Origin of the sequence: Rathayibacter tritici (assembly GCF_002932875.1) — a bacterium.
Lineage (GTDB): Bacteria > Actinomycetota > Actinomycetes > Actinomycetales > Microbacteriaceae > Rathayibacter > Rathayibacter tritici.
This window is the reverse complement of record NZ_PSWS01000063.1, coordinates 24,117-38,962: the sequence shown is the minus strand read 5'-3', so window position 1 is coordinate 38,962 and position 14,846 is coordinate 24,117. Positions and strand designations below refer to the sequence as shown.

Sequence of the window (14,846 nt, the reverse complement as noted above, 5' to 3'; positions counted from 1 at the left end):
ATCCCGGCGCCCGTACTCCCGGAGCAGGTGCGCGACATGCGGTTGATGTGGAGAAGGAGGGTCCAGTGGTTCTAGTTCGTCAGGAGATCGGCGATGTCCTCAGGGACTTTCGCCTGCAGAAAGGTCGTACGCTCCGTCAGGTAGCGAGCAAGGCGAGCGTAGCGCTCGGCTACCTGAGCGAGGTCGAACGTGGTCAGAAGGAGGCCTCCTCGGAGATCCTCGCCTCTGTCGCGGACGCTCTCGACACCCCCATCTCGGTGATCATGCGCGAGGTTGGCGATCGTCTCGCCGTCATCGAGGGCATCGACACCATCCCCGACACCATCCCGGCCGATATGGTCGCCGGCTTCGACGCGGATCTCGTCGCGCAGTAGTCGGCTCCCGTCCCCTCCCACCCACCGCACCCCGTTCCACGCGAAGGGCGTCCAGGCTCCGGCCGGGCGCCCTTCGGCGTTCCCGGGGGAGTGGTGGGCGGGAGCGGCTAGCGTGGAGTCATGCGCTTGAGCGAGTTCCGCCAGCTGGTCGACGACGAGTTCGGCGCAGGGTATGCGCGTGTGCTGGTCTCGGATCTCGTGCTCACCGAGCTGAGCGGGCAGACCGCAGAGCAAGCGCTCGCGAACGGCGCGGAGCCCCGGGATGTGTGGCTCGCCCTGTGTCGAGCCAGCGATGTTCCGCAGGCGCGCTGGCACGGCGTGGACTCGGGCAAGCGCCGCCGGTAAGTCATCGCCTGCCGAAGCCGTGTTCGACACGCCGGCATCCTCTGCTCGAATCCGTGTTCGAACGGGTCTAAGCTCCTCCACAGAAGCAGAAACGGCCCCGTATCCACGGAGTCGCTCTCGCTCGGCACCGGTGTCGGTGGTCGGGCGTACCGTCGGAGACACCTGAACGGATCTGCTTCACCGCCTTGTCGCAGCCGGCCGGCACTGTCACTCCGACAGCCTCCGGCATGTCGCGACAGCCTGTAGGCGACACCACGACGAAATGAGAGCGAGACGGCCATGCCCAGTTCCTCCGACCGCGAGAAGTCCCTCGAGACCGCACTCGCCCAGATCGACCGCCAATTCGGCAAAGGCGCGGTCATGCGCCTCGGCAGCGATGAGCGCGCTCCCGTCGAGGTGATCCAGACCGGTTCCATCGCTCTCGACGTCGCTCTCGGGATCGGCGGGCTGCCCCGCGGCCGTATTGTCGAGATCTACGGTCCCGAGTCCTCCGGCAAGACCACGCTCACACTGCACGCGATCGCCAACGCGCAGCGCAACGGCGGCATCGCCGCCTTTATCGACGCGGAGCACGCACTCGACCCCGAATACGCCAAGAAGCTCGGAGTCGACATCGACTCGCTCCTCGTGTCCCAGCCCGACACGGGAGAGCAGGCCCTCGAGATCGCCGACATGCTCGTGCGCTCCGGCTCGATCGACCTCATCGTGATCGACTCCGTGGCCGCGCTCGTGCCGCGTGCGGAGATCGAGGGCGAGATGGGCGACTCCCACGTCGGCCTCCAGGCCCGCCTCATGTCGCAGGCCCTTCGCAAGCTCACGGGTGGGCTGAACACCACCAACACCACGATGATTTTCATCAACCAGCTGCGCGAGAAAATCGGCGTCTTCTTCGGAAGCCCCGAAACCACCGCCGGAGGCAAGGCTCTCAAGTTCTACGCGTCGGTCCGCCTCGACATCCGCCGCATCGAGACGCTGAAGGACGGCACCGAGGCGGTCGGTAACCGCACCCGCGTCAAGGTCGTGAAGAACAAGATGGCCCCGCCCTTCAAGCAGGCCGAGTTCGACATCCTCTACGGCATCGGGATCTCCCGCGAGGGAAGCCTCATCGACTTCGGCGTCGAGCACGAGATCGTCCGCAAGTCCGGCGCCTGGTACACCTACGACGGCGACCAGCTTGGGCAGGGCAAGGAGAAGGCGCGGCAGTTCCTGATCGACAACCCCGATGTGGCCGCCGAGATCGAGAAGCGCATCCTGGTCAAGCTCGGCGTGGTCGCAGACCCGAATGCTGCCGTCGAGGCCGCTCCCGTAGCGATCGAGACCAAGCAGCCCGTCCGCAAGGGCGCCTAGCTCGTGGCGGAGAAGGCCGCGGAGGGCGCCGGGGGACGTCCGGTGGCCTTCCTGCCCTGGGTCGACCGGAGCGCGGCGGAAGACGAGGGGTGGGCGCCCGCGGCGCCGGACACCGAGCGTCCTGGCGCCTCAGCGCAGTCGCGGGAGTCTGAGGCTCCGGGTGCGAATGAACCGAAGTCCACGAACCGGGGCGCAGGCGGGTCCGCTGTCGGCTCCGGTGGGTCCGAGCGGATCGCCGAGCTCTCTGCCCATATCGCCAGGCGTGCACCGGCCTTCATCGAGGACGCAGACGACGAGGAAGCGGTCGAGGGGCCCCGGGAGGTCGACCCCGAGCAGGTCGCCGACTGGATCGTGCGGGGACTCTCTCGCAAGAGCCTGTCGGTCGCCGAGGTGGAGGCGCGGCTCTACACCGAGGGGGTGGCAGAGAAGGACGCTTTCGAGATTGTCGAGCGCTTCACTCGGTTCGGCTACCTCGACGACCTCAAGATGGCGGAGCAACTGGTCGTGTCGCTGCGCGACCGCAAGAAGTTGGGCCGCTCCTCCCTCCAGCAGGAGTTGCGCGCCCGCAAGCTCGACCCCGATGCCATCGCCTCCGCGCTGGACGAGTTCGACGGCGACGACGAGTACCGCACGGCGCTCGAACTTGCGCGCAAGCGCCTGCCGAGCCTGCGCTCGCTCTCGGACGAGGTCGCCGAGCGACGTCTCACGGGTTTCCTCGCCCGTCGCGGATATGCCGGCGGACTCGTGCAGCGCGTCGTCCGCGAGACGATCCGTCAGCCCGGATCGAGCGTCCGCTTCCGCTGAGACGGCGGACATGAAGCGGTTGGTCCGGCGCGTAGAATCGCACACCATGAGCACGCTCGGTACCGCCCCGTCGCCCGCCGCTAAGTCCCGGCCCAGAACCTACGAGGTCCGCACGTTCGGGTGCCAGATGAACGTGCACGACTCCGAGCGGCTGAGCGGCTCGCTCGAAGCGGCGGGCTACGTACCGGCCGGTGAAGGCGAAGCCGACGTGGTCGTGATCAACACCTGCGCCGTCCGTGAGAACGCCGACAACAAGCTCTACGGCAACCTCGGTCACCTCGCCTCGGTCAAGCGCCGCCACGAGGGCATGCAGATCGCGGTCGGCGGATGTCTCGCCCAGAAGGACAAGAGCGTCATCCTCGATCGCGCCCCCTGGGTCGATGTGGTCTTCGGCACGCACAACATGGGCTCCCTCCCGAGCCTGCTCGAGCGCGCCCGCCACAACGACGAAGCGCAACTCGAGATTCTCGAGTCGCTCGAGGTCTTCCCCTCCACTCTCCCTACCAAGCGCGAGTCGACCTCGAGCGGCTGGGTCTCGATCTCGGTCGGCTGCAACAACACCTGCACCTTCTGCATCGTGCCCTCGCTCCGCGGCAAGGAGAAGGACCGCCGCCCCGGCGATGTGCTCGCCGAGATCCAGGCGCTGGTCGACGATGGCGCGATCGAGGTCACGTTGCTCGGGCAGAACGTCAACTCCTACGGGGTCGAATTCGGCGATCGGCAAGCGTTCTCGAAACTCCTCCGCGCCGCCGGCACACTGGAGGGCCTCGAGCGCATCCGCTTCACCAGCCCCCACCCCGCCGCGTTCACCGGCGACGTGATCGACTCGATGGCCGAAACGCCGGCGGTCATGCCGCAGCTGCACATGCCGTTGCAGTCCGGGTCGGACCGTATCCTCAAGGCGATGCGCCGCTCGTACCGCTCCGAGAAGTTCCTCGGCATCCTCGACCGTGTGCGCGACCGCATCCCGCACGCGGCGATCACCACCGACATCATCGTCGGATTCCCCGGCGAGACCGAGGCCGATTTCCAGGAAACCCTGCGGGTTGTCGAGCAAGCGCGCTTCGCGTCCGCCTTCACCTTCCAGTACTCCATCCGGCCAGGCACCCCCGCGGCGACGTTGCCCGATCAGATCCCCAAGGCTGTGGTGCAAGAGCGCTACGAGCGCCTCGGCGCCCTGCAGGATGCCATCAGCGAGCAGGAGAACCGCACGATCGTCGGCCGCGAGGTCGAGGTGCTGGTGGCGACGGGAGAGGGCCGACGTGACGCCGAGACCCACCGGCTGAGCGGCCGCGCGGAAGACAGCCGTCTGGTGCACTTTGACGTTCCCGCAGGCTCCGAGCAGCCGCGCCCCGGCGACGTGGTCTCGGTGCTGGTCACTCGGGCCGCCCCGTTCTACCTTCTCGCCGATTCGCCGGACGGAGCGCCGCTGCGCATCCGCCGCACCCGCGCCGGAGACGCGTGGGACCGGGCCCAGTCCGAGTCCTGCGGCGTGCCCTCACCCCCCGGCGGCACAGGAGCGCCGCGGGTGCCACTCGGACTGCCCTCCCTGCGAGCGCAGAGCAGCAGCACCCTGACCACGCCGATCTACCACGCCGCCGATGGCGAGCGCTGAGCGCAGGGCCTCCGCGCCCGCACTGATCGCGATCGTCGGCGCGACCGGCACCGGCAAGACCGCCCTCTCGCTCGATCTCGCCGAGACGATCCGGAGCGAGGGAGGTTCTGCCGAAATCATCAATTCGGACGCGACCCAGCTCTACCGTGGGATGGACATCGGCACCGCGAAGCTTTCCGTCGAGGAGCGCCGCGGCATCCCGCACCACCTCTTCGACGTCCTCGACCTGACCGAGGAGGCCTCGGTCGCGCGGTACCAGACCGAGGCCCGGCGGGCGATCGAGGAGGTTCAGGCCCGCGGCGCGACACCGATCCTCGTGGGCGGGTCCGGTCTCTACGTGTCGAGCGTTCTCTTCGAGTTCTCCTTCGCGGGGACCGACCCGGAGGTGCGGCGCCGGCTCGAGGAGACGGCTGCGCGCGAGGGCCTCGGCGTCCTCGTCGAGCGGCTGCGCGTGATCGACGACGCTGTTGCAGAGCGGATCGGTCCGCACAACGCTCGGCGGATCATCCGCGCGCTCGAGATCGCCGAACTCACCGGTGGGCGGACCCACAGCGCACTGATGTCCGATGAGCCCGTCGCCTGGTGTGCCGCCTCGACCCTCTTCCTCGAGGCGCCGCGGGAGGAGCTGGTGCAGTGGCTCGACCGGCGGACCGAGCTCATGTGGGCGGGCGGGATGCTCGACGAGGTCGAGCGCCTGATCCCTCTGGGTCTCGAGCAGGGCGTCACGGCGCGACGCGCCATCGGTTACGACCAGGCTCTCGCCCAGCGCGCGGGCACTCTGACGCAGCGGGAGGCGATCGCGGCCACCCAATCGCTCACCCGCCGCTACGCCCGTCGGCAGAACAGCTGGTTCCGCCGTTACGCAGGGGCGCACCGGCTCCCGTACGACGCGCCCGATCTGGTGGCTCGTGCGCGCGCCGCCACCCAGGTCGCGGCGCCGGGGCCTCGATAGGCTGTGCGCCATGACGATCGAGCTGCACTTCACCAAGGGCCAGGGCACGGGCAACGACTTCGTGCTCTACAGCGACCCGGACGGTGAGGTGGACCTCTCGCCCGCGCAGGTCGCGATGATCTGCGACCGGCACTTCGGCGTCGGTGCCGACGGTGTCATCCGAGCGGTCCGCTCCAGGGCGATCCCGGAGGGTGCGGCCTCCCTCGCCGAAGAGAGCGAGGCGGAGTGGTTCATGGACTACCGCAATGCTGACGGCTCGATCGCGGAGATGTGCGGCAACGGCGTCCGCGTCTACGCGGCGTTCCTGCTCGCTGCCGGACTGGCCGCCCTCGAGCCGGGCGACACCCTCCCGATCGGCACCCGCGCGGGAGTGCGCGACGTGACGCGCAGCGGTGCAGGCTTCCAGGTCGACCTCGGCCGCTGGGAGCTGGCGGGCGGCGAGCCTCTGGTGCGGGCGAAGGAGCTGAGCGTCGCGCGGCCCGGACTCGGACTCGACCTCGGCAATCCGCATGTCGTCGTTGCCCTCAGCAATGACGAGGAGCTCGACTCCGCCGACCTCTCCTACATCCCTCACCTCGACCCTGAGCCTGCCGCCGGAGCGAACATCGAGTTCGTCGTACCCGGCGAGCCCCTCGTTCACGACGGTATCGGCCGGATCCGGATGCGCGTGCACGAGCGTGGCAGCGGCGAGACCCTCAGCTGCGGCACCGGCGCGGCCGCGGCGGCACTGGCGGTCCGGCACTGGGCGGGACCCCGCGCCCCGCAGTCGTGGCGCGTCGAGGTCCCGGGGGGGACGCTCGGCGTCACCATGTTCGCCGCGGAGGAGGGCGAGCACGTCGGCCTCTCCGGCCCGGCCGATCTGGTCTTCACCGGCACCATCCGGCTCGACTGACCTGTCGGTTCAGGCCGAGCGGGTCGTGCGCAGCACCCGGAAACCCTTGGCGGAGCTGACCCGCTCGACCCCGAGCCGACCGGCGAAGGCGTCGGTGAGCCAGCTCTGCAGCGAGTCGGAGCCGAGGTTGCGCTGCACGACGAGCCAGGCGTCCGCGCCCACCTCGAGCCTGGGTAGCCAACGCTCCAGGAGCAGGTGCAGCTCCTCCTTGCCGATCCGGATCGGCGGATTCGACCACACGGTGCGGAAGCGCACGTCAACGGGAACATCCTCGGGCAGCACAGCGTTGACATTATGGACGCCGAGTTCCTCGCAATTGCGACGGACCAGCTCGAGCGCCCGCGGGTTGACGTCGACCGCCCACACTCGGGCGTCGGGGGAGGCGAGGGCGAGCGCGAGGGCGATCGGACCCCAGCCGCAGCCGAGGTCCAGCAGGTCTCCGTAGGCGGGGGCGTCCGGCACAGCGTCCAGCAGGACGCGCGTGCCGAGATCGACGTGGCCGGGGCTGAACACCCCTCCTGCCGTGGTGACCTCGAGGTCACGCCCGGCCAGGCGGACCGGGATCCTGCGGGGCCGGAGGGTGCCGTCGGGAGTACTCGAGAAGTAGTGCTCGGCGGCCATGAGAAGTGAACCTATCAACACCTGAGGAGTTAGTGTTATCCGGATGACGGAAGACCTGAACGAGACCGACACGACCGAGGCCGTGGACGTGGTCTCGAGGGTCCTGGCGAACGCGCAGTCGCGCTCGACCGGGTACTCGCGATTCGTCGCGGGTGGCGCCCAGGCGTTGCAGAGCGCGGGCCACGCGGGCGAGAACAGCCGCGGCGAGAACAGTGACGGCGAACAGTTCGACCGCGACGACCGGCAGGCGCTGCGGCGCGTCGCCGGGCTGTCGACCGAGCTCGAGGACGTCACGGAGGTCGAGTACCGCCAGGTGCGCCTGGAGAACGTCGTGCTGATCGGCGTCTACTCGCAGAATTCTCTGGACGACGCGGAGAATTCGCTGCACGAGCTCGCTGCGCTTGCGGAGACCGCGGGCGCGACCGTGCTCGACGGCCTGCTGCAGCGTCGCCCGCACCCCGACCCGAGCACCTACCTGGGCAAGGGCAAGGCTCAGGAGCTCGCGGGGCTCGTCGCTGCCGTCGGCGCCGACACGGTCGTCGCCGACACCGAACTCGCACCGAGCCAGCGCCGAGCGCTGGAGGACGTGGTGAAGGTGAAGGTGATCGACCGCACCGCGGTGATCCTTGACATCTTCAGCCAGCACGCCACGAGCCGGGAGGGCAAGGCGCAGGTCGAACTCGCGCAGCTCGAGTACCTGCTGCCGAGACTCCGCGGTTGGGGCGAGTCGATGTCCCGGCAGGCCGGAGGCCAGGTCGGTGCGGGAGCCGGAATGGGCTCGCGCGGACCGGGTGAGACCAAGATCGAACTCGACCGTCGCCGGATCCACACGAGGATGGCACGACTGCGCAAGCAGATCACCGCGATGAAGCCGGCTCGTGAGGCCAAGCGCGCGAACCGCAAGCGCAACGCCGTCCCCTCGGTGGCGATCGCGGGCTACACCAACGCCGGCAAGTCGAGCCTGCTCAACCGGATGACTCATGCGGGTGTCCTGGTCGAGAACGCGCTGTTCGCGACCCTGGACGCGACCGTCCGGAAGGCGCAGACCAGCGATGGCCGCGTCTACACGCTTGCCGACACGGTGGGATTCGTCCGAGCGCTTCCGCACCAGTTGGTCGAGGCGTTCCGGTCCACGCTGGAAGAGGTGGCTGATTCCGACGTGATCGTCCACGTCGTCGATGCCTCCCACCCCGATCCCGCCGGGCAGATCGCCACGGTGCGCGACGTGATCGGCGAGGTGGGTGCGCGCGGCATCCCCGAGATCATCGCGTTCAACAAGGCGGATCTGGTCGATGAGGGAACGCGGCTGGTACTGCGCGGTCTCGCCCCCGACGCTGTTTTCGTGTCGGCGCGCAGCGGTGAGGGCATCGATGAGCTGGAGGCGCGGATCGCCGAGATCCTGCCCGAGCCCGACGTTGAGATCGACCTGCTCGTACCGTACGACCGCGGCGATGTGATCTCGCACCTGCACCGCAGCGGCCGGATCCTGTCGACGCAGTACGTCGAGGGCGGCACGCACGTGATCGCTCTGGTCCACGCTGACCTCGCGGGCTCGCTCGCCGAGTTCCAGGTGCCCGGGGCGGCCGTGCAGGCCTGATCCCGGCACTGAAGCGCCCGCCTCCCTTTCTGGGAGGTGGGCGTTTCGTGTAGCGGCGACGACATACAGCGTCACATCTGTTCATCCAGCGTCACGCGAATGGACTCCGGCGTTCGTCGTTCCTACCCTGATCCGCGAGGCGCCGACCGGCGCGTGGAGCGACAGCCGAGCCCGGCACCCGCCCGAACCCAGCCGACCTTCCGGGGTCGAACGAGGAACGGAGGGCACTGCGGTGTCGGAGCAGCGATCGGAGTCGGAGCCCGCCTGTCCGCGCGTCCCGTTCTCCTTCGAGGTCTACCCGCCGCGGACCGCCGCCGGCTCGCTCGCGCTCCTGCGGACGGTCGACCGGCTCACGGCCGCGGGTCCCTCCTTCGTCTCGGTGACCTATGGGGCGCAAGGGTCCTCGCGGAGCGCGTCGCTCGGGATTCTGCGCTACCTGCTCGAGCGGACAGCGACTCCGGCCCTCGCACACCTCACCTGCATCGGGTCGACGCACGAGGAAGCGAGCCGCCTCGTCCGCGAGTTCCTCGAGGCCGGGGTCACCCGCTTCCTCGCGCTGCGTGGTGACCGGCCGACCGGAACACCGGAGGAGGCGGCGTGCCTCGGCGAGCTCGCTAGCGCCGCCGAACTGGTGCAGCTGATCCACCGCGTGCAGGCCGAGCGCGAGCCGTACGGAGCCGTGCCGGTGCCGGGTCTGCCGAACGCGCAGCGCGTGGACGTGGCGGCGCGGCCGCACGCGGAGGTCGCCGTCGCAGCCTTCCCGAACGGGCACCCCCGCTCGCGCTCGCGGACGCAGGACATCGACGTCCTGCTGGCGAAGGAGGCGGCGGGAGCCTCGTTCGCCCTCACCCAGCTCTTCTTCCACGCCGAGGACTACCTGCGCTTCGTCGACCGCGCCCGCGCGGCAGGACTGCGGATGCCGATCGTCCCGGGTGTCATGCCCGTCACCAGCCCCGCGCGGCTGAGGCGGATGCTGGAACTCAGCGGCGAGGACCTGCCCGCCGATCTCGCGATCGCCCTCGACGTCGAGCCGGACGACGAGGCTCGGCTGCGGATCGGCGTCGAGTACGCCGCGAGACTGATTCGCACCGTCGTCGACGGGGGCGCCCCCGCCGTCCATCTCTACGCCTTCAACCGCGACGAGGCGGTGCTGGCCGTGCTGGCCGAGACCGGGCTGCTGCCGCCCGGATCCGTGCCGCCCCTCCCGACCGCCGCCGTCCTGTCCACCCCGTCCCCTCAGGAGCCAACCGCATGAGCACTACACCCGCCTTCCCGACTGGAACCGTCCTCGGCTACCCCCGCATCGGGCGCCGCCGCGAGCTGAAGAAGGCCGTCGAGTCGTTCTGGTCCGGCGCCGTCACTGCCGATCAGGTGGAAGAGGAGGGGGCCGCACTGCGCACCGCCACCCGTGAGCGCCTGCTCGCCCTCGGCCTCGGCCGCGACGACTCGTCGATTCCCGAGGCGCACTCCTTCTACGACCAGGTGCTCGACACCACGCTCGCGGTCGGCGCGATCCCGGAGCGCTTCGCGGATCTCGTTGTCGACGGAGCGGTGGACCTTGCAGGATCCTTCACACTGGCCCGCGGCGACGGCGATCGGGCGCCGTTGGAGATGACCAAGTGGTTCGACTCCAACTACCACTATCTCGTGCCCGAGATCGGTCCGGACACCGTCTTCTCGCTCGCCGACACCCGTCGCGTGCGCGAGGTGGCGGAGGCGCGCGAAGCGGGCTTCACCACTCGGCCGGTCCTGGTCGGGCCGGTGACGTACCTCCTGCTCGCCAAGCCCGACGCGACGGCACCGGAGGGCTTCGAGCCGCTTGCGCGCCTCGACGACCTCGTCCCGGTCTACGCCGAGCTGCTGGCCCGCCTGCGCGAGGCCGGGGCCGAGTGGGTGCAACTCGACGAGCCGGCTCTGGTGTCGGAGTCGCTGGGCGTCTCGAGGGACCGCGTCCTCGCGGCCGTTGCGGCGGCCTACCAGCAGCTCGTCGCCGCGCAGGAGCGGCCCGCGCTGTTCGTCGCAGCGCCGTACGGCACCCTCGGCGACGCCCTGCCGGTCCTCGTTCAGGCGGGCGTCGAGGCCGTCGGCGTCGACCTCGTGAAGGGCGCCGCTCCGGCCGCGGTGCCCGCACTGGAGCGCACCGTGCTCGTGGCCGGCGTCGTCGACGGGCACAACGTCTGGCGCGGTGACCTCTCTGCCGCCCTGGAGAAGGCGGAGGCACTGCGCCCGCTCGCCGCGAGCGTCGCGGTCTCCAGCTCCACCTCGCTCTTCCACCTGCCCCACGATGTCGCCGACGAGCCGGATCTCGATCCGCGTTTGGCGTCGTGGCTCGCCTTCGCCGACCAGAAGGTCGAGCAGGTCGCCGTACTCGCGCGGGGTCTGCGGGAGGGCCGGGCGTCCGTCAGCGCGGAGCTCGAGGCCGCGACCACCGCGTGGGAGGACCGCCGCACGGCACCGGGAGTGCGTGACGGCGCCGTGCGCACCCGCGCCGCGTCGCTCCGCCCCGAGGACCGGCACCGAGCGCCCGCCGCCGAGCGCCTCGCTGCCCAGCACGAGGCGCTCGCCCTGCCGCTGCTGCCCACGACGACGATCGGCTCGTTCCCGCAGACGCGCGAGATCCGCACGGCTCGCGCTGCCCTTCGTCGGGGCGACCTCTCTGCCGAGCAGTACAGCGAGCGGATGCGGGAGGAGATCGAGCGGGTGGTGCGCCTCCAGGAGGATCTCGGCCTCGACGTGCTGGTGCACGGCGAACCTGAGCGCAACGACATGGTGCAGTACTTCGCCGAGCACCTCGACGGCTTCGCGGTGACGCAGAACGGCTGGGTGCAGTCCTACGGCAGCCGCTGCACGCGGCCCTCGCTGCTGTGGGGTGATGTGTCGCGTCCGGCGCCGATCACGGTCGAGTGGTCGGGCTTCACCCAGTCGCTCACCGACCGGCCGGTGAAGGGGATGCTGACCGGACCGGTGACGATCCTCGCCTGGTCCTTCGTCCGTGACGACCAGCCGCTCGCCGAGACGGCCGATCAGGTCGCACTCGCACTCCGCGACGAGATCGCCGACCTGGAGCGCGCCGGGATCCGCATCGTGCAGGTGGATGAGCCGGCGCTACGGGAACTCCTGCCGCTCGAGGCCGCGGCCCAACCCGCCTATCTGGAGTGGTCGGTCGGCGCCTTCCGGCTCGCGACGGGTGCAGCGGCGACGGCGACCCAGATCCACACGCACCTCTGTTATTCCGAGTTCGGAGTCGTCATCGACGCAATCGACTTGCTCGACGCGGACGTGACCAGCATCGAGGCGGCGCGTTCGCGGATGGAGGTGGTAGCCGACATCGAGCGCTCGGGTTTCGCGCGGGGGATTGGACCGGGGGTCTGGGACATCCACTCGCCGCGCGTGCCGGGCGACGACGAACTCGGTGAACTCGTCCGGATCGCGCTCGACTCGATCCCGGTGCGCCAGCTCTGGATCAACCCGGACTGCGGGCTGAAGACGCGCGGATACGACGAGACGCTGGCCTCCCTCCGCGCGCTCGTGGCAGCCGCGACCAAGGCTCGCGCCACGCTCGCCGCCGTCTGAGCGCTCGGCACACGCGGGCGCTCTGTACACGGAGGCGCTCTGCGCACAGGAGGGGCCCGGTCGGCTGCGCGCCGGTCCGGGCCCCTCCTGCGCTGCCGCCTCAGACCGAGCGGAGGACCGCGACGATCTTCCCGAGCACCTCGGCCTCGTCGCCCAGGATCGGCTCGAAGTTGGAGTTGCGGGGGAGCAGCCAGGTGTGACCGTCGCGCTGGCGAAGCACCTTGACGGTGGCCTCGCCGTCGAGCATCGCCGCCACGATCTCGCCGTTCTCGGCGGTGCGCTGAGAGCGGACGACCACCCAGTCGCCGTCGCAGATCGCGGCGTCGATCATCGACTCGCCGACGACCTTGAGCATGAACAGCTCGCCCTTGCCGACGAGCTGTCGCGGCAGCGGGAAGACTTCGTCGATCTGCTGGTCGGCCATGATCGGCACGCCCGCCGCGATCCGGCCGACCAGGGGGACCATTGCCGCGTCGCCGACCGTGGCACTCGATTCGAACGAGCCGTCGTCCTCCGTGGAGCTGGGCACGTCGATGAGGATTTCGAGCGCGCGAGGGCGGTTGGGGTCGCGCCGCAGGTAGCCGCTGAGCTCGAGCTGGTTCAACTGGTGGGTGACGCTGGAGAGTGAGGCGAGCCCGACGGCGTCGCCGATCTCGCGCATGCTCGGCGGGTAACCACGACTCGATACCGAGCGCTGGATCGCGTCCATGATCGCGAGTTGTTTCGCGCTCAGGCTCTTCCGGCGCCGACCGGCGGCGGCCTTCGTCTTGGCGGCCGACGTGCCGGCCGTTCGCGCGTCGCTCACGATGCTCCCTCTATCCCGGCGCGCACGCCGCGTGCGCGCGTGCCCGGTCGCGACCATCCGTCGAATGTCGGTGGTCGCTGCTGTACTACGACCAGGCTCTCGAAACTGTATCCGCCGGGAGTCCGCGTGCGGAACATTCGTTCGAGTGTGTCGCGTGCACGTTCCGCTGCGGGTCGGCCGCCCGGGTCGCTTGACCCGCGGGGTGTTCGAAGATATGTTCGGTACAGGCGTTCGGGGTGGCCCTCCCGGCCGAGGGCCTCCCCGAATCCCTGTTGAAAGGAGCGATCTCATGACCGCACAGCTCACCTCCCGCTCGCTGGCACACTCGCACGCGGCTCAGTCCGTGTCGGGGCCGCAGCCCGTGTCGGAGCCGCAGTCCGCGGCCCTGGAGTCCGTTCCTGAGCAGCAGGGCGCTCCTGCCCGGGCGCGCATCATCCGCACCCACCTGCGCCTCACCCGCCGGGGCCGCGCCGTGGTCGCCGCACTCGGTGCGCTGCCGATCGTCGCCGGTGCCTTCGCGTTCGGTCTCAACGGCGGTGGGGCGGCGGCGTCGAGCGATACGGCAGCCGTCGAGTTCCGGTACGTCACGGTCCACGCGGGGGAGTCGCTCTGGTCGCTCGCGGAGGAGCTCGCGCCCCGGTCCGACCCGCGCGATGTGGTCGACGACATCCTCTCGCTCAACCAGCTCTCCAGCGCGGGTGTCGAGCCCGGCCAGCGCCTGGCGATCCCGGCCGAATACGACACCGCGCACTGAGGCCGGGTCGGACGCCTCGCTACCATTCTCTGGTGACGACTCTCGACGACCTCCCCCTCCGCGACGATCTCCGAGGCAAGCACCCCTACGGTGCGCCGCAGGTCGTCGTCCCCGTGGCGCTCAACGTCAACGAGAACACCCATCCGGTCCCGGACGACGTGATCGCCGACATCGTCGGCCGCGTGTCCGAGGCCCTGCAAACCGTCAATCGGTACCCCGATCGAGAGTTCCGCGAACTGCGCGAGTCACTTGCCGGCTATCTCGGGCACGGCCTCACCGCCGACGGAGTCTGGGCGGCGAATGGCTCCAACGAGGTGCTGCAGCACGTCCTCCAGGCCTTCGGTGGCCCCGGACGCTCTCTGCTGGGCTTCGCCCCCACCTATTCGATGTACTCGATCCTCGCCTCGGGAAGCGGGACCACATGGATCCCGGCCCCGCGCGAGGCGGAGTTCGAGGTCGGAGCCGCCTTCGCCGCTGAGCAGGTACGCCGCGCCCAGCCGGACATCGTTGTCCTCTGCGCGCCGAACAACCCCACCGGCACGCCACTCGACCTCACCGTGATCGAGGCCGTCTACGACGCGACGGAGGGGATAGTCGTGGTCGACGAGGCCTACGCCGAATTCGCCGGCCGCGACGCGCCCACCGCCCTCAGCCTGCTTCCCGGGCGGCCGCGCCTGCTGGTTTCTCGCACGATGAGCAAGGCCTTCGCCTTCGCCGGCGTCCGGCTCGGCTACCTGGCCGCCGACCCCGCCGTGATCGACGCGCTCCGCCTCGTCCGCCTCCCCTACCACCTCTCGGCGCTCACCCAGGCCGCGGCAACCGCAGCCCTCGCCCACGCCGACGAGATGCTAGCGATGGTCGGCGAGATCATCGTGCAGCGCGATCGGATGATCGAGGGTCTGCGCTCGCTCGGCTACCGTCCCTCGGCGACGGGCAGCAACTTCGTCCTCTTCGGCGGAGTCGACGATCCGGCCGCCGTGTTCGAGGGCCTCCTCGCCCGCGGGGTCCTCATCCGTGATGTCGGCATCCCCGGCCACCTCCGCGTGAGCGCCGGCACCGAGGAGGAGACGACCGCGTTCCTCGAAGCGCTCGCCTCCCTCTCCGCGCCCTCCGCCGACCCCGCGGTGGCGCTCGCGCGCGAGTGAGAGCGCGCCTGGGGGCAGTGAT

General features: G+C 70.0%; 14 protein-coding genes. 12 read left to right on the top strand and 2 right to left on the bottom strand.

The window, feature by feature from the left end; all coding sequences use genetic code 11:
* Positions 1-65: 65 nt before the first annotated feature.
* From C5D07_RS12750 to dapF, 7 genes are all read left to right on the top strand, one after another.
* A complete protein-coding gene (locus C5D07_RS12750) occupies positions 66-374 on the top strand; it encodes a helix-turn-helix domain-containing protein (protein ID WP_068252363.1) in 309 nt (102 codons plus the stop codon).
* Positions 375-494: 120 nt separating this feature from the next.
* Positions 495-719, top strand: coding sequence for a DUF3046 domain-containing protein (locus C5D07_RS12745; RefSeq protein WP_068252370.1), 225 nt, complete (start codon positions 495-497; stop codon positions 717-719).
* A 279-nt stretch (positions 720-998) separates the two neighbouring features.
* On the top strand, positions 999-2,066 hold the full coding sequence (recA, locus tag C5D07_RS12740; RefSeq protein ID WP_068252372.1) for a recombinase RecA: 1,068 nt from the start codon (positions 999-1,001) through the stop codon (positions 2,064-2,066).
* A gap of 3 nt (positions 2,067-2,069) precedes the next feature.
* Positions 2,070-2,870, top strand: a complete 801-nt coding sequence (locus tag C5D07_RS12735; protein WP_104259489.1) for a regulatory protein RecX — start codon at positions 2,070-2,072, stop codon at positions 2,868-2,870.
* 46 nt (positions 2,871-2,916) lie between these two features.
* Complete coding sequence (gene miaB, locus C5D07_RS12730) at positions 2,917-4,485, top strand: tRNA (N6-isopentenyl adenosine(37)-C2)-methylthiotransferase MiaB (protein ID WP_104259488.1); 1,569 nt, start codon at positions 2,917-2,919, stop codon at positions 4,483-4,485.
* The gene (gene miaA, locus C5D07_RS12725; RefSeq protein WP_104259487.1) at positions 4,472-5,437 is read left to right on the top strand and encodes a tRNA (adenosine(37)-N6)-dimethylallyltransferase MiaA; all 966 of its coding nucleotides are present in this window, start codon (positions 4,472-4,474) and stop codon (positions 5,435-5,437) included. Before miaB ends, miaA begins: the two co-directional genes overlap by 14 nt.
* A 10-nt stretch (positions 5,438-5,447) precedes the next feature.
* Complete coding sequence (gene dapF, locus C5D07_RS12720; protein WP_068252382.1) at positions 5,448-6,329, top strand: diaminopimelate epimerase; 882 nt, start codon at positions 5,448-5,450, stop codon at positions 6,327-6,329.
* Between the two features lie 9 nt (positions 6,330-6,338).
* Here the strand turns inward: dapF and C5D07_RS12715 are convergent, their stop codons facing one another.
* Positions 6,339-6,950, bottom strand: a complete 612-nt coding sequence (locus C5D07_RS12715; protein ID WP_104259486.1) for a class I SAM-dependent methyltransferase — start codon at positions 6,948-6,950, stop codon at positions 6,339-6,341.
* A 43-nt stretch (positions 6,951-6,993) separates the two neighbouring features.
* On the opposite strand from C5D07_RS12715, the gene hflX reads away from it, so the two are divergent.
* The 3 genes from hflX to metE all read left to right on the top strand — a co-directional run bounded on the left by hflX (position 6,994) and on the right by metE (position 12,120).
* Complete coding sequence (gene hflX / locus C5D07_RS12710; RefSeq protein ID WP_104259485.1) at positions 6,994-8,547, top strand: GTPase HflX; 1,554 nt, start codon at positions 6,994-6,996, stop codon at positions 8,545-8,547.
* Between the two features lie 232 nt (positions 8,548-8,779).
* On the top strand, positions 8,780-9,802 hold the full coding sequence (locus tag C5D07_RS12705) for a methylenetetrahydrofolate reductase (RefSeq protein ID WP_068252390.1): 1,023 nt from the start codon (positions 8,780-8,782) through the stop codon (positions 9,800-9,802).
* On the top strand, positions 9,799-12,120 hold the full coding sequence (gene metE / locus C5D07_RS12700; RefSeq protein ID WP_104259484.1) for a 5-methyltetrahydropteroyltriglutamate--homocysteine S-methyltransferase: 2,322 nt from the start codon (positions 9,799-9,801) through the stop codon (positions 12,118-12,120). Before C5D07_RS12705 ends, metE begins: the two co-directional genes overlap by 4 nt.
* Positions 12,121-12,220: 100 nt before the next feature.
* Here metE and lexA read toward each other — a convergent pair whose 3' ends face one another.
* Positions 12,221-12,925 carry a transcriptional repressor LexA gene (lexA, locus tag C5D07_RS12695; protein WP_068252394.1) on the bottom strand — a complete coding sequence of 235 codons (705 nt, stop codon included), beginning with the start codon at positions 12,923-12,925 and terminating at the stop codon, positions 12,221-12,223.
* Between the two features lie 289 nt (positions 12,926-13,214).
* Here lexA and C5D07_RS12690 point away from each other — a divergent pair, with 289 nt between their 5' ends.
* Positions 13,215-13,679 carry a LysM peptidoglycan-binding domain-containing protein gene (locus tag C5D07_RS12690; protein ID WP_084415832.1) on the top strand — a complete coding sequence of 155 codons (465 nt, stop codon included), beginning with the start codon at positions 13,215-13,217 and terminating at the stop codon, positions 13,677-13,679.
* 29 nt (positions 13,680-13,708) lie between these two features.
* The gene (locus tag C5D07_RS12685) at positions 13,709-14,824 is read left to right on the top strand and encodes a histidinol-phosphate transaminase (RefSeq protein WP_104259483.1); all 1,116 of its coding nucleotides are present in this window, start codon (positions 13,709-13,711) and stop codon (positions 14,822-14,824) included.
* The last annotated feature ends 22 nt before the right edge of the window (positions 14,825-14,846 follow it).